Origin of the sequence: Xylophilus rhododendri (assembly GCF_009906855.1) — a bacterium.
Classification (GTDB): Bacteria; Pseudomonadota; Gammaproteobacteria; order Burkholderiales; family Burkholderiaceae_C; genus Xylophilus; species Xylophilus rhododendri.
In genome coordinates this window covers 4685518-4699136 of sequence record NZ_CP047650.1, presented here as the reverse complement: position 1 = coordinate 4699136, position 13619 = coordinate 4685518, and the positions used below count along the sequence as shown (strand labels likewise).

Annotated in this window: 14 protein-coding genes; 9 read left to right on the top strand and 5 right to left on the bottom strand. The window is 69.6% G+C overall.

What is annotated here, in order from left to right:
- Positions 1–14: 14 nt before the first annotated feature.
- Positions 15–1124, bottom strand: coding sequence for an alcohol dehydrogenase (locus GT347_RS21775; protein WP_160554185.1), 1110 nt, complete (start codon positions 1122–1124; stop codon positions 15–17).
- Positions 1125–1245: 121 nt separating this feature from the next.
- On the opposite strand from GT347_RS21775, the gene GT347_RS21770 reads away from it, so the two are divergent.
- The 6 genes from GT347_RS21770 to GT347_RS21745 all read left to right on the top strand — a co-directional run bounded on the left by GT347_RS21770 (position 1246) and on the right by GT347_RS21745 (position 7346).
- Positions 1246–1764, top strand: coding sequence for a sigma-70 family RNA polymerase sigma factor (locus tag GT347_RS21770; protein WP_160554184.1), 519 nt, complete (start codon positions 1246–1248; stop codon positions 1762–1764).
- A gap of 1 nt (position 1765) precedes the next feature.
- Entirely contained in the window at positions 1766–2791 is a 1026-nt protein-coding gene (locus GT347_RS21765; protein WP_229722422.1) for a FecR family protein, read from the top strand.
- Positions 2792–2867: 76 nt separating this feature from the next.
- Complete coding sequence (locus tag GT347_RS21760; RefSeq protein WP_229722421.1) at positions 2868–5285, top strand: TonB-dependent receptor domain-containing protein; 2418 nt, start codon at positions 2868–2870, stop codon at positions 5283–5285.
- Between the two features lie 8 nt (positions 5286–5293).
- On the top strand, positions 5294–5560 hold the full coding sequence (locus GT347_RS21755) for a hypothetical protein (RefSeq protein WP_160554182.1): 267 nt from the start codon (positions 5294–5296) through the stop codon (positions 5558–5560).
- Complete coding sequence (locus GT347_RS21750) at positions 5560–7071, top strand: PepSY-associated TM helix domain-containing protein (protein WP_160554181.1); 1512 nt, start codon at positions 5560–5562, stop codon at positions 7069–7071. The genes GT347_RS21755 and GT347_RS21750 overlap by 1 nt, the downstream gene beginning before the upstream one ends.
- Positions 7068–7346 carry a DUF3325 domain-containing protein gene (locus tag GT347_RS21745; RefSeq protein WP_160554180.1) on the top strand — a complete coding sequence of 93 codons (279 nt, stop codon included), beginning with the start codon at positions 7068–7070 and terminating at the stop codon, positions 7344–7346. The genes GT347_RS21750 and GT347_RS21745 overlap by 4 nt, the downstream gene beginning before the upstream one ends.
- A 1-nt stretch (position 7347) precedes the next feature.
- Here the strand turns inward: GT347_RS21745 and GT347_RS21740 are convergent, their stop codons facing one another.
- Both GT347_RS21740 and GT347_RS21735 read right to left on the bottom strand, forming a co-directional pair.
- Complete coding sequence (locus GT347_RS21740) at positions 7348–9585, bottom strand: phosphocholine-specific phospholipase C (protein ID WP_160554179.1); 2238 nt, start codon at positions 9583–9585, stop codon at positions 7348–7350.
- A 23-nt stretch (positions 9586–9608) separates the two neighbouring features.
- Positions 9609–9806: a hypothetical protein gene (locus tag GT347_RS21735; RefSeq protein WP_160554178.1), complete on the bottom strand. Its 198-nt coding sequence runs from the start codon at positions 9804–9806 to the stop codon at positions 9609–9611.
- 247 nt (positions 9807–10053) lie between these two features.
- Here GT347_RS21735 and GT347_RS21730 point away from each other — a divergent pair, with 247 nt between their 5' ends.
- The 3 genes from GT347_RS21730 to GT347_RS21720 are packed head-to-tail and all read left to right on the top strand — an operon-like array spanning position 10054 to position 11851.
- Complete coding sequence (locus GT347_RS21730) at positions 10054–10614, top strand: cytochrome b (protein WP_160554177.1); 561 nt, start codon at positions 10054–10056, stop codon at positions 10612–10614.
- Between the two features lie 42 nt (positions 10615–10656).
- Positions 10657–11223 carry a YceI family protein gene (locus GT347_RS21725; protein WP_160554176.1) on the top strand — a complete coding sequence of 189 codons (567 nt, stop codon included), beginning with the start codon at positions 10657–10659 and terminating at the stop codon, positions 11221–11223.
- A 55-nt stretch (positions 11224–11278) separates the two neighbouring features.
- Positions 11279–11851, top strand: a complete 573-nt coding sequence (locus tag GT347_RS21720; RefSeq protein ID WP_160554175.1) for a YceI family protein — start codon at positions 11279–11281, stop codon at positions 11849–11851.
- Positions 11852–11873: 22 nt separating this feature from the next.
- Here GT347_RS21720 and GT347_RS21715 read toward each other — a convergent pair whose 3' ends face one another.
- Together GT347_RS21715 and GT347_RS21710 are read right to left on the bottom strand one after the other, a co-directional pair.
- Entirely contained in the window at positions 11874–12812 is a 939-nt protein-coding gene (locus tag GT347_RS21715) for a rhodanese-like domain-containing protein (protein WP_160554174.1), read from the bottom strand.
- A gap of 9 nt (positions 12813–12821) precedes the next feature.
- Positions 12822–13499, bottom strand: coding sequence for a GntR family transcriptional regulator (locus GT347_RS21710; RefSeq protein ID WP_160554173.1), 678 nt, complete (start codon positions 13497–13499; stop codon positions 12822–12824).
- Positions 13500–13619 lie beyond the last annotated feature (120 nt).

The window sequence follows — 13619 nt, the reverse complement described above, 5'->3', positions numbered from 1 at the left end:
CCAAGCGGCAGCGGCTAGTCGTAATCCAGCACCTGCCGTGCGCTGGCCAAACCCTTGCGCAGCTTGTCGAGCGCTTCGTTGACCCGCGCATGCGCCATGGTCTCCACCGGCGCCGCCTCGATGCGCCCGACCTGGGCCAGCGCCACCAGTTCGCGCAGCTCCGCCAGGCTGCCGGTATAGCTGCCGCGCACGGTGATCGCACGGGTCGCCAGCAGCGGCAAGGGCAGCTGGAGCTTGCCGCCCAGCATGCCGACGGCGATATAGCTGCCGCCGCGCAGCAGGACGTCCAGGCCTAGCTGCGCGGTCTGGCTGGAGCCGACGAAATCGACCACCGTCTCGATGCCGCCGGTGCCCGAACGCAGCCGGGCGGACGCATCGGTCTCGCGTGTGTTCACCGCCCAGTGCGCGCCATGGGCCATGGCCCGGTCGAGTTTGGCGGCATCCATGTCCACCACGGCGATGCGTTCGAAGCCCAGGCCGCGGGCGATCTGCAGGCCGGCGCTGCCCACGCCGCCCAGGCCGATCAGGGCCAGCCAGTCGTCCTTCTCGCCCTGGCCCTTGGAGATGGCCGAGTAGGCGGTGAGGCCGGCGCAGGCCAGGGTGGCGGCTTCGCTCGGGTCCAGGCCCTCGATGTCGATCAGGTAGCGGCCCTCGGGCACGATCACCCGGTCGCTGTAGCCTCCGATGCGCTGGATGCCGATGGCGCGCGGCACCAGGCAGAGATGGCCGCGCCCCTTGCGGCAGGGGCCGCAGCGGCCGCAGCCGATCCAGGGGCAGACCAGGTAGCTCTTGCCCAGGGCCAGGCCCTCCAAATCGGCGCACGGACCGGCGGCGATGAGTTCCCCCACGATCTCGTGGCCGGGCGTGAGCGGCGGCACGATGTCGCGTTCGGCCATGGTCAGGCGCTTGCCGCCGCCGAGGTCGAAATAGCCGTCCGACAGATGCAGGTCGGAATGGCAGACACCGCAGCGCCGGGTGCGCAGCAGCAGTTCCCTGCCCTGCGGCTCGGGCGCCGGCATGCGGTGCGGCGCCAGCGGCGCGCCGAAGGCCTCGATGCGCCAGGAGTGGGCGTAACGCAGCGTCGGTTCGGCGGTTTCGCCGGCTTCCATGTCGTCTCTCAGCATCCCGGCCCTCTTTTGGAATGGGCGCGATTATGGGTTGCGGGGCCTCTTTTCCGACGCCATGTAAACTAATGAGAACTATTCGTAAATAAAACCGGCGTTGAGCCAGGGAGCGCAAACCAGCATGTCTGCAGGAGGGAGCACGTCGCAAGATCACCTGCACACGCTGTATGCCGACCACCACGGCTGGCTGTTCGGCTGGCTGCGCCGCAAGCTGGGCAGCGCCGACAACGCGGCCGACCTGGCGCAGGACACCTTCGTGCGCATCCTCGCCTCGCGCGATGCCCTGCTGGGCGTGCGCGAGCCGCGGGCCTGGCTGGTCACCACCGCGCAGCGGCTGATCATCGACCAAGCCCGGCGCAAGGCCCTGGAAGACGCCTACCTGCGCGAACTGAGCCTGCTGGCCGACCCGCTCGAAGGCGCGCCCTCCCCCGAGCAGCTGCTGGAGACGCTGCAGGCCTTGAGCCAGATCGAGGCGGCGCTCGATGGCCTGTCCGCCAGGGCCCGCCAGGCCTTCCTGCTGCATTACCTGGACGGCGAGCCCCATGCCCGCATCGCGGCGGAACTGGGCGTCTCCACCCGCATGGTGCAGAAATACCTGGTGCAGGCCCTGCTGCACTGCCACCGCCGGCTGGAGGACTGAGGTGGCGCAGCAGGCACGCAGCGAAGCCGACCGCCTGGCCGAGCAGGCCGCCGACTGGCTGGTGCGCCTGGGCGGCGACGACCCGGCCGAGCGGGCGCGCTGCCGGCAGGGCTTCGCCCGCTGGAAGGCGGCCGACCCGCGCCATGCCCAGGCCGCAGAGCGGATCGAATCCTTCATCGAGCGGGTGCAGGGCGTGGGCCAGGCGAGCGACGGCAACACACGCCCGGCCCGTGCCGCGCTGGATGCCGCCCTGGGCAGCCGGAGCCGGCAACGCGCGCGCCGGCAGCGGGTCGGCGCGCTGCTGGTGGTGCTGGCCATGGCCTTCACGGCCAGCCTGGCGCTGACCGGCGGCTCGCCCGGCGACCTGCTGGCCGACCTGCGCAGCGGCGAGACCGACTGGGTCGGCCGCACCCTGCCCGACGGCAGCCGCATCACCCTGAGCGGGCGCGCCGCCATCGACCTGCACTTCGACGCGGCCAGCCGCACCATCCGGCTGCGCCACGGAGACATCCGCATCGAGGTAGCGCACGACGCCGCCCGCCCCTTCTATGTGGAGACACCGCTGGCCCGCATCCGCGCCCTGGGCACCCGCTTCGCGGTGAGCCACGAGCAGGACCGCACCCGCGTCGAGATGTTCGAATCCAAGGTTTCGGTGCAGGCCCTGGCCAGCCCCGAGGCCGCCACCGTGGTCCATGCCGGCGAACGCCTGCTGCTCACCCGCCAGGGCCTCTCCGCCATCGAGCACCTGGATGCCGCGCGCATCGAGCAAGGCTGGCAGCGCCACCAGCTGGTGCTCAACGACCGGCCGCTGCCCGAGGTGCTGGCGCAGCTTTCGCGCCACCGGCCCGGCGGCATCCGCTACGACGCCGCCGCGCTGCAGGGCCTGCGCGTGTCCGCCGTGCTGCCGCTGGACCGGCCCGACGAGGCCCTGCAGCTGCTGCTGGCCAGTTTCCCCGAACTGCGCCTGCGCACCCTGGCCGGCCGCTGGGCCTGGGTGGAACTGGCCGAGGCGCAGGCCCAAAAATAATTTCTGCGACCGGTTCCGGTTTTCCGCGCTCATCCGTCATGAGGGATGAAGCAACACAACCGGAAAGCCTGAACCCGTGACCCGCAAGAAGACCCTGGCCCCCCGCCGCCGCCTGCTGCCCCTGGGCCTGGCCCTGCACCTGAGCGTGGCGGCCGCCGCCCTGGCCGCGCCGGACGCCGCCTTCGCCCAGGCGCGCAGCTACGCCATTCCCGCCGGCCCGCTGGCGGCGGCGCTGACCCGTTTCGCGCAGGAGGCGGGTGTCTCCATCGCCGTCGATTCGCGCCGCACCGCGAACCTGCAGTCGCCCGGCCTGAGCGGCCCGCACGGGGTGGACGAAGGTTTCGCCGAGCTGCTCAAGGGCAGCGGCCTGGCCGTGGACAAGACCCCCGCCGGCTACCGCCTGGTGCCCGCCGCCGCAACGCCCGGCGCCGAAGCTGCAGCGCCCGCCGCCGTCGCCGGCAGCCGCAACGACCCGCTGCAGGAAGTGACCATCTCCGCCTCGCGCTCCAACATCGAGGCCGCCAAGGCGCCGCAGACGGTGCAGGTGATCGACCAGGCGGCCATCGCCGGGCAGCTCGCGCTGTCGACCAACTCATCGGATGCGCTCAGCAACCTCATCCCTTCCTACACCCCCAGCCGCGGCAAGATGAACGGCAGCGGCGAGACCCTGCGCGGCCGCACGCCGCTGATCCTGATCGACGGCGTGCCGCAGTCCAACCCGATCCGGCCCACCGGCCGCGAGGCGCACACCATCGACTTCTCGATGCTCGACCGCATCGAGGTGATCCAGGGCGCCAACGCCATCAACGGCCTGGGCGCCACCGGCGGCACCATCAACCTGATCACCCGCCGGCCCGAGAAGGGCAGCTTCAACCAGCATGTGGATGTGCAGACCACCATGCCCACCCGCAAGCTGGACGGCGAAACCCTCAGCACCAAGACCAGCTACCGCGCCGACGGCCGCCTCGACCAGCTCGACTACCTCATCGGCTTCAGCTTCGAGGACCAGGGCCTGTGGCGCGACGCCAGGGGCCGCTCCATCGGCGTGGACAACACCCAGGGCGACCTGATGGATTCGCGCACCTACGACTTCCTGGGCAAGGTCGGCTACTGGATCGACGACAACCAGCGCCTGGGCTTCTCGCTCAACCGCTACCGCATCAAGTCCGAAGCCAGCTACACCGCAGTGGCCGGCGACCGGGCGCGCGGCATCCCCACCACCTCCATCGAACGCACGCCGCCGGGCACCCCGCCCTGGAACGATGTGTGGACCACCAGCGCCACCTACAGCCACTACGACCTGGCCGGCATGGAGCTGCAGGCCATGGTGTTCCACCAGGAATTCGAGGCCCTGTTCGGCGCCGACAATTCCGCCACCTTCCAGGACACCCGCATCGCGCCCAACGGCACGCTGTACGACCAGTCGCGCGCCACCTCGTCCAAGACCGGCAGCAAGCTCACCCTGAGCAAGGCCGACCTGCTCGACAAGCGCCTGAAGCTCACCGCCGGTTTCGACACCCTGTTCGACAAGGGCAAGCAGGACCTCTACACCACCGGCCGCACCTATGTGCCCAATTCCGAGTACCGCAACTTCTCGCTCTTCACCCAGGCCGAATACAAGCTGCTGGACAAACTCACGCTGCACGGCGGCATCCGCAAGGAATCGGCCGACCTGGAGGTGGACAGCTACCAGTCTCTGGCCCGCTACAACCGGGTGAACGTGGGCGGCGGCAAGCTCAATTTCGACAAGACCCTCTACAACATCGGCCTGGTCTTCGAGCCGGTGCAGAACCTCAATCTCTACACCAGCTACTCCGAAGGCTTCGGCATGCCGGACGTGGGCCGGGTGCTGCGCGCCATCAACATTCCCAACCAGAGCATCGCCAACCTGAGCAGCCTGGCGCCCATCGTCACCAAAAGCGTGGAGTTCGGCGGCCGCTACAAACGCGGCGACTGGGATTTCGACGCCAGCTATTTCCGCTCGGATTCCGACTACGGCTCGCGGGTGGTGCGGGTGGGCGACGCCTTCCTGGCGGCGCGCGAGAAGAACCGCATCGAGGGGCTGGACGCCAGCGTCGGCTACCGCTTCAGCCGGGCGCACCAGGGCAAGCTCTCCTACTCGCGCACCACCGGCCGCTACGACAGCAACGACGACGGCACACTCGACACCCGGCTGGACGGCCTGAACATCGCGCCCGACCGCCTGATCGGCAGCTGGACTTCGCAATGGAGCGACAAACTCAGCTCCTTCGTGCAGGTGCAGCACGCCTTCAGCCGCAGCTTCGACGAGCCCGAGAAGAACTTCCGCGGCTATTCCCTGGTGGACGCCAGCATGGCCTACAAGCTGCCCAAGGGCACCGTGCGCCTGGCGGTGGCCAATCTGTTCAACAAGGACTACATCACGTACTACTCGCAGAGCGCGCTGGTGGAGCCGCTGCGCTACTTCGCCGGCCGGGGCCGCACGCTGACGCTGGGCTACTCGCTCGACTTCTGAAGCACGCGATGCGGCTGTCCTTGCTGCTGCGCCTGCTCGCCGCCGTGGGCGGCGGCTTCGGCGTGACCACGCTGGCGGTGCTGCTGCTGGCCGGGCTGCTGGCGCGCGCCGGCATGGCGGGCGCGGAGGCCGTCACCGCGGCCTGCCTGGCGGGCTTTCTGCTCTACCTGGGCCTGCTGCTCTGGGGACTGGCGCATCCGAGCTTCGTGCGGCTGTGCGCGGGGCTCGGCATCTCGGCCGCCGGCCTGGCCGCGCTGCTGCGCTGGGCGATCTGATGCAGCCGCTGCGCCAGCGCCTGAACGGCGTACACCGCTGGGCCGGCGTGGTCTTCGCGGGCCTGCTCTATGCCGTCTTCTGGATGGGCACGCTGAGTGTTTTCGACCGCGAGATCGACCGCTGGATGATGCCGGCGACCCGGCTGGCCGCGCCGACAGCAGAGCCCGCGCTGGACCGAATCGCCCAGGCTGTCGCGCCGCTGGTGCCGCCCGGCGCGCGCCAGTGGCGCATCGACCTGGCGACCGATCGCACGCCGGTGCTGCGTTTCTCCGCCCAGCCGGCCAAATGCGCCGCCGTCTCGCGGCGGCTCGATCCCGCCAGCCTCGCGCCCCTGCCGGAACCCGGGACGCTGGGCGCCAGCGGTTTCTTCTACCCCTTCCACTACGGCCTGCAGATCGCCTGGCTGGACCTGGGCAAGTGGCTGGTCGGCGCGGCGGCCATGGCGCTTTTGCTGCTGCTGGTGTCGGGCGTCGTCGTGCACCGCAAGCTCTTCGCCGAGTTCTTCACCTTCCGTCCCGGTAAACGCCTGGCGCGCAGCAGCCTGGACCTGCACAACGTCAGCGGCGTGGTCGGCCTGCCCTTCTTCTTCATGATCGCGCTGTCGGGCCTGGCGATCTTCTTCGGCATGTATTTCCCGGGCGCCTACCAGTCGGCCTTCGAGGCCGGCGCGCGGGGCAAGGCGCAGTTCCAGGCCGAGGCCTATGGCCGCTACAGCCGGCCGCGCGCGGGCACGCCCGCGCCGCCGGCCGCCTCGCTCGATGCCATGGCGGCCGAGGCCGATCGTCTGTGGGGCGGCGGCGCGCCCTACTTCGTGCGGGTCTGGCTGCCGGGCGATGCCAACAGCTATGTGGAGCTGCGCCGCTCCTATGCGGGCGAAGTCACCATGAACCTCGACCAGCTCTATTTCGACGCCGCCACCGGCCGGCTGCTACGGCGCTTCGAGGCGGCGCCGGTGATGCGGGTGCAGCGCTTCCTGTCGGGCCTGCATTTCGTGCAGTTCCGCCACTGGCCGCTGCGCTGGCTCTACTTCCTGCTGGGGCTGGGGGGCTGCGTGATGATCGGTGCGGGCATGGTCTTCTGGCTGGAGTCGCGGCCCGCGCGGCAGCCGGTGCACGACCATGCCGGGCGGCGGGTGGTGCAGGCGGTCTGTATCGGCAGCGTGGCCGGCATCGTGGTGGCCACGCTCGCCTTCCTGGCCGGCAACCGGCTGCTGCCGGCCGATGCCGGGCTCGCCGGCTGGGGCCGTGCGGAGCTGGAGGTGTGGTGCTTCTTCCTGGCATGGATCTCCTGCTTCGGCCATGCGGGCTGGCGGGGCGCCGCGGCCTGGCGGGATCAGCTGTGGGTGGTGGCGGTGCTGGCGCTGTCCTGCGTGGCGCTGAACGCGCTCACGACCGATGCCTATCGAGCCGGCCCCGCGCCGGCGCTGGCCGCGGTGTGGGGCGTCGATCTCGCCCTGCTGCTGCTGGCTTTGCTCGCGGCGGTGCTGGCCCGCCGGATGGGGCGGCGATGAGCTGGCCGCTCCTGGCGGCGGCCATCGCCTTGTACCTGGCCTGGGGCTGCGCGGCGCTGGCCATGGACAGGCATTGGAAAGCCCTTGTGGGCTCTGCCGCTCGCCACCCGGTGCGCCGCCTGCGCTGGCTCGCCGCCGCGCTGGCTGCCCTGGCTGCGGGCCTGTGCCTGTGGCGCGACGGCGCCGCCTTCGGCCTGCTGCTCTGGTCCGGCCTGCTGTGTGTCAGCGTCTGGATGGTGGTGCTGACACTGGCATGGCGGGACCGGCGCCCCTGACTCAGATCTCGCCCAGCCCCAGCGCCGGATCGCTCAGCGTGTGTTTGCCGTTCTCCACCCGGCCGGCGAAACGCCGGTACCAGGCCGGATCGCTGTCGCAGGTCACGGCGAAGTCGTACCACTGGCTGCTGTCGGCCAGCGCCCAGTGCTGGTCGGCCGAGCCGGCCGCGGCCACCGTGGCGGTCCACGGGCCGTCGGCACGGTAGGCCTTGGGCCGCACGGTGAACTTGGCCGCGCGCTGGCCGCGGTTGAGCATGCTCAGGTAGACATTGCCGTTGGTGATGTCGTAGCAGACCCGCACTTCCGGATCCGCCGTGCCCGCCGCGCGCACGGCGCTCAGGTCGCCGCGGAAGCCGCGGTGAAAGCCGTTGGGGCCCAGCACCCACAGGTCGTAGCGGCCGGCATCGTCGGCCATGGCGGCCCAACTGTCGTCCAGCGTCTTGCCGGCCTCCAGCATGTAGCGGCGCGGCAGGCGGTCCAGGTGCAGGCGGTCGTACACATGGAAGACGGCGGCGGCGCTGCCGGTGTTGGAGAACAGCAGGCGCAGGGTGCCGGCGGTGCTGTCGCTGCGGGCGCTGCAGTGCAGCTCGTAGGGCAGCGCGCGCGAGGGCCGGGTGGCCGTGCCCTGCGTGGGCAACAGCTGGGTGGCGGGCGGCGCGATCTGGGCCAGCAGCTGCTGGGAGGCGCGCAGGGCGTCGGCCTCGGTGCGGCTCTTGCGGCCGGACAGGGTGGGCAGGGTCTCGCTGTTGGGCGTGGCGAAGTTGAAGGCGCTGGTCAGATCGCCGCACACCGCGCGGCGGAAGGCGCTGATGTTGGGCTCCTTCACCCCGAAACGGGCTTCGAGGAAACGCAGCACCGAGGTGTGGTCGAAGACCTGCGAATTGACCCAGCCGCCGCGGCTCCAGGGCGAGACCACGAACATGGGCACCCGCGGGCCGGGGCCGTAGACCCGGCCGTCCGGCGCCGGCTGCGAAGTGCTGCCCGCCGGGGCGGGGTGGGTGAAGTACTCGGGCGCCATCGCATCGGCGGCCAGCGTCGTCTTGCCGGCCAGGCTGCCGTCGGTGTTGCGCGCCGGGGCCGAGGGCGAGGGCACATGGTCGAAGTAGCCGTCGTTCTCGTCGAAGTTGACCAGCAGCACGGTCTTGCTCCAGACCTCCGGGTTGGCGGTCAGCGCATCGAGCACTTCCTGCAGGAACCAGGCGCCCTGCACCGGGCTGGACGGGCCGGGGTGCTCGCAGTAGATGGAGGGCGCGTTCATCCAGGAGACCTGGGGCAGCCTGCCCTCGCGGATGTCGCGGCGGAAGGTGTCGAGATAGGTCTCGGGCGTGCTGCCCGGCAGGGTGTTGGCCACGCCCTTGTAGAGCGGGTTGGCGGCGTTGTCGGTGGCCGCGTCGTAGGCCTTGTAGGGCAGGGCCTGGCCAGTGTTGGCATAGGCCGAGCCGGGCGAGCCGCCGCTGGCCACCGGATAGCCCGAGGCCAGGTTGGCGCGGCGGAAGGTGCGGAAGGCGCCCAGCATGTTGTCGCCCCATTCGTCGGGCATGTTCTGGTAGCTGATCCAGCTGACGCCGGCCTCTTCCAGGCGCTCGGCATAGGTCTTCCAGGTGTAGCCGGTGTTGACCGAGGACGGCAGGCCGTCGATGTAGTCCCATTCGTTGTTGACGAAGGAGGCGCCGGTGGGCACCGCGCCGTTGGTGCCCGTCATGTGGAAGGAGCGGTTGGCATCGGTGCCGGTGTGCATGGCGCAGTGGTAGGCGTCGCACACGGTGAAAGCATTGGCCAGGGCGAACTGGAAGGGGATCTCGGCCTCCTTGAAGAAGCCCATGGAGATGGCGTTCTTGTAGCGCGGCCACTGGTACATGCGGCCCGAGTCCCAGGCGTTCTGGCTGTCCACCCAGGTGTGCGGCGTGCCGTTGGCGCGCTGGGCGTTGCCCTTGCTGCCGTCGAGGTGGAAAGGCAGGATGACCTTGCCGGCCGCATCGATCTGCTGCCACACGTTCAGGCCCTTGGGCAGCGGCACGGTGAAGCGGTCGCCGAAGCCGCGCACACCGTTGAGGGTGCCGAAGTAGTGGTCGAAGGCGCGGTTTTCCTGCATCAGGATCACCACATGCTCCACGTCGCGGATGGTGCCGGTGACGTTGTTGGCGGGGATGGCGAGGGCGCGGCGGATGGCGGGCGGGAAGGCGGCGAGCGTGGCGGCGGAGAGGCCCGCGTTGCGCAGGAGGTTGCGGCGTGTGGTCATGGTCGGGGCGGGGTCGGTTCTGTTCAGGGGGCGCAGCGGATCACGGGCTGGTCGGCCACCGGCTTGGGCTCGTCGGTGGTCGGCGCGGGTGTGGGCGTCTGCACCACCGGGGTGTTGCCGCCGCCGCAGGCCTGCAGGGCGCCGCACAGGACCAGGGACAGGAGCGCCGTGGCGCCGACAGGCATGCGCCGTGGGGACGGCGTGCGGGAATGGACAGTCATCTTGGATAAGAGCCGGCTCGACAGGCTGGCTTGCAGTAGCGGGAGTGACCATGAGCATGGCCGCCCGCCGTGACGCGCCGTTTACCTGGTCATTACATTCCCGAGACAAACCAGTGCAGGCTTCATTCAAATAAATTGAACCGTCGCGTCAATTTGATTGAAACATGCTGCACACCTGCCCACCTAGACTGCGACGGCGCGACGCTGCCCGCAAGCGCCGACTCACCCGGAAATCCACGCCCCACCGATGACGACATCCCCCACCCGCCCCGTCCGCTACAGCGCCGTGGCCATCGCCCTGCACTGGATCCTGGCGGCCGCCATCACGGGCATCTTCCTGGTGGGGCTGTACATGACCAGCCTTTCCTTCTCGCCGCTGCGGCTCAAGCTCTACAACTGGCACAAGTGGGCGGGCGTGGCCATCCTCACGCTGTCGGTGCTGCGACTGCTCTGGCGCCTGGCCAGACGCCCGCCGGAGCTGCCCGAAGCCGTGTCCGCCGCCATGCCGCGCTGGCAGCACGTGGCGCACCACGGCACGCACCACCTGATGTACGCCCTCTTCTTCATCGTGCCGCTGGTGGGCTGGGCCTACAGCTCGGCGGCGGGTTTTCCCATCGTGCTCTTCGGCGTGCTGCCGCTGCCGGGGCTGGCGCCCGATCCCGAACTGGCCGCGCTGATCAAGCCCTGGCACCAGATCAGCGCCTATGCGCTGGCCGGCCTGGTCGTGCTGCATGTGGCCGCCGTGGTCAAGCACCAGCTGATAGACCGCGACGGCCTGCTGTGGCGCATGTTGCCCGGCCGCGGCTGAACCCCCTTTCCCCTTTTCCCTTTCCCCCTTCGGAGCGATCCCATGAAGTATTCGACGACCCTGGCCGCCCTGGCCCTGGCCAGCAGCGCCTTCGCACCGGCCTTCGCGCAGCAGGCCCTGGTGCCGGCGCAGAGCCAGATCACCTTCGTCAGCAAGCAGATGGGCGTGCCGGTGGAAGGCCAGTTCAAGAAGTTCGATGCCCAGGTGGTGTTCGACCCCGCCAAGCTCGCCGCCAGCAAGATCAGCTTCACCATCGACACCGGCAGCGCCACGCTGGGCGTGAAGGAGTCCGATGCCGAGATGCCCAAGCCGATCTGGTTCAACGTGGCCAAGTTCCCGCAGGCGACCTTCGTTTCCAGCGCCATCAAGTCGCTGGGCGGCGGCAAGTACGAAGTGGCCGGCAAGCTCAGCATCAAGGGCAATACGCAGGATGTCACCGTGCCCGTCGCCATGACCCAGAGCGGCGCCACCACCACCGCCACCGGCGCCTTCGCCATCAAACGCCTGGCCTTCAAGATCGGCGAGAACGAGTGGGCCGACACCTCCATGGTGGCCGACGACGTGCAGGTGAAGTTCAAGCTGGCCCTGACCGGCATCCCCAAGATCTGAGCCGCTTTTCTTTTTCCGTTTCCCGTTTCCCCTTTCCCAACCCCGAGAAATCCAGATGCGTAAATCCCTCTTCGCCCTCGCCGCCGCCACCCTCTTCGCCGGCGTCGCCCAGGCCGAACCCGCCGCCTATGCGGTGGACCCCAGCCACACCTACGCCACCTTCGAGATCAGCCACTTCGGCGCCAGCGTGAACCGCGGCCGCTTCGACAAGAAGGAAGGCACCGTGCGGTTCGACAAGGCCGCCAAGACCGGCAAGGTCGAGCTGACCCTGGACATGACCTCGATCAACACCGGCTTCGCCCCCTTCGAGAAGCACCTGCAGAGCGCCGAGATCTTCGACGCCGCCAAGTACCCCACCGCCAGGTTCGTCGGCGACAAGTTCACCTTCGACGGCGACAAGCTGGTGTCGGTCGGCGGCGAGCTGACCATCAAGGGCAAGACCCTGCCGGCCGTCTTCAAGGCCAACCAGTTCGCCTGCTACCAGAGCCCGGTGGTCAAGCGCGAAGTCTGCGGCGGCGACTTCGAGACCACCATCGACCGCACCGCCTTCGGCGTGGACTACGGCGTGCAGTACGGCTTCCCGAAGAACGTGCGCATCGTGGCGCAGATCGAATCGGTCAAGCAGTAATTCGCAAGAGCTGGTCACCTTCTCAGGGGGCTTCGGCCCCCTCCTGCAGGGCGAAGCCGGCCTGGCGCCAGCCTTCGAGCCCGCCGCCCAGCGGATGCACCTGCCGGAAGCCCTTCTCGCGCAGGGCCCGCGCCACCACCACCGCGGAAGCCTCGGCCGGGCAGTCGCAATAGACGACGATGGTGGCGTCGCGCCGCGCACTGGTGCTGGCGCTCTCCCACTCGCTCGCATCGAAGAACACCGATCCGGGAATACGCTCGCGCTCCCACAGCGGGCGCTTGCGTACATCGACCAGCACCAGCTCGGCCGAGCCCTCGCGCAGCTGCGACAGCTCCGCGATCGACAGCCGCTGCATGCGCTGCTGCCGCCGGAAACTCACACGGTTCCAGGCCTTGCGCGCCACATAGATGGCGATCGCTCCGGCCAGCAGCAGCAGGCCCCAGTGGCCCAGGCTCTGCAGGGTGTTGAGCAATGTCTCGACCGCCGGCGCGAACAGCCAGCCCAGCGCCAGTCCCAGGCCCGCCCAGAGCGTGGAGCCGACGAAGTCGTAGGCCAGGAAGGCGCCGCGCCGCACCCGGGTGGCGCCGGCCATGGCGGTGGCCACCGAGGCGAAGCCGGGCACGAACTTGGCCACGATGAGCGAACGCGCGCCCCAGCGGTCGAACACCGATTCGGTCTGGCTGACGCAGCTGTCCGGCGTGAGCGAGAGCCGGCAGATGGTGCGCAGCACCCGGCCTCCGTAGCGCCCGCCGGCCAGGTACCAGCCGAAATCCGAGATCAGGCAGGCCAGCACCGTCACCGCCAGCAGCAGCGGCAGGGACAGCTGCCCCACCGCGGCCAGCGAGCCGGCCACCATCAGCACCGGATAGGCCGGCAGCGGAACCCCCGCCTGCTCCAGCAGCACCCAGGCGAAGACGAGCCAGGCGCCGTATTGGCCGAGGAGTTCGATGAGGTAGGTCATCGGCCGACTCTATGCCAAGGACGGCGCGCCCGTGCCGGCCCCGCCCGATCCCCGCGCCCGCATGAAGCGGTGGCGCGACATCTGCAGGTGCAGCTGCATCACCTGCCGGGCCAGCTGGCCGTCGTGCGCCTGCACGGCGATGGTGAGGTCGCGGTGGTGGCTCAGGCTCTGCTCCATGTCGGAGCGGCTGTAGAGCTCGAAGGAGCGGGTGATGATGGGCATGTCGATCATGGTCTCCAGCATGGAGATCAACCGGTGCGAGCCGCTGGCATGCAGCAGCGTCTGGTGGAACAGGCGGTTGGCCTCCTGCACCTGCACCACCGTGTGTTCACCGGCATCGGCGATGGCCCGGGCCATGGCGCGGTTGCTGGCGTCGAGCTGCTCCACCGCCGCGGCATCCGCCCGCTCGGCGGCGAGCTGGGCGGCATAGGGCTCCAGCAGCAGGCGCAGCTGGAAGACCTCCTCGATGTCCCAGTCGGTCCAGGCCGCCACCTGCACGCCGCGGCCGGCGTCCGAAGTGGCCAGGCCGTCTTCCACCAGCCGGCGCAGGGCCGCGCGCACGGGGGAGCGGCTGACACCGAACTCCTCGGCGATCGGCTCTTCCTTCAGCTGCGTGCCCGGCTTGTAGTGGCCGGCCACCAGGCGCAGCTTGAGTTCCTCGTAGGTCTTTCTGGATCCGCCGGCCATCTCGCTCTCTTTGATTGGTGGGCTGCATTCTAAGGATCGTGGCCGGGGACTCGTCGACCTGGAATGTTCTTTTATCGGCCAGCGAATCCTCACAAACATAGCCTCGCTCGGTGAATACCC

What these genes read in the sequence shown, in the direction of transcription:
- GT347_RS21715 (WP_160554174.1), bottom strand. Translation starts at nt 12,812, where the DNA reads ATGACCTACCTCATCGAACTCCTCGGCCAATACGGCGCCTGGCTCGTC.
- GT347_RS21725 (WP_160554176.1), top strand. Translation starts at nt 10,657, where the DNA reads ATGAAGTATTCGACGACCCTGGCCGCCCTGGCCCTGGCCAGCAGCGCC.
- GT347_RS21740 (WP_160554179.1), bottom strand. Translation starts at nt 9,585, where the DNA reads ATGACCACACGCCGCAACCTCCTGCGCAACGCGGGCCTCTCCGCCGCC.
- GT347_RS21750 (WP_160554181.1), top strand. Translation starts at nt 5,560, where the DNA reads ATGCAGCCGCTGCGCCAGCGCCTGAACGGCGTACACCGCTGGGCCGGC.
- GT347_RS21720 (WP_160554175.1), top strand. Translation starts at nt 11,279, where the DNA reads ATGCGTAAATCCCTCTTCGCCCTCGCCGCCGCCACCCTCTTCGCCGGC.
- GT347_RS21770 (WP_160554184.1), top strand. Translation starts at nt 1,246, where the DNA reads ATGTCTGCAGGAGGGAGCACGTCGCAAGATCACCTGCACACGCTGTAT.
- GT347_RS21775 (WP_160554185.1), bottom strand. Translation starts at nt 1,124, where the DNA reads ATGCTGAGAGACGACATGGAAGCCGGCGAAACCGCCGAACCGACGCTG.
- GT347_RS21735 (WP_160554178.1), bottom strand. Translation starts at nt 9,806, where the DNA reads ATGACTGTCCATTCCCGCACGCCGTCCCCACGGCGCATGCCTGTCGGC.
- GT347_RS21755 (WP_160554182.1), top strand. Translation starts at nt 5,294, where the DNA reads ATGCGGCTGTCCTTGCTGCTGCGCCTGCTCGCCGCCGTGGGCGGCGGC.
- GT347_RS21745 (WP_160554180.1), top strand. Translation starts at nt 7,068, where the DNA reads ATGAGCTGGCCGCTCCTGGCGGCGGCCATCGCCTTGTACCTGGCCTGG.
- GT347_RS21730 (WP_160554177.1), top strand. Translation starts at nt 10,054, where the DNA reads ATGACGACATCCCCCACCCGCCCCGTCCGCTACAGCGCCGTGGCCATC.
- GT347_RS21710 (WP_160554173.1), bottom strand. Translation starts at nt 13,499, where the DNA reads ATGGCCGGCGGATCCAGAAAGACCTACGAGGAACTCAAGCTGCGCCTG.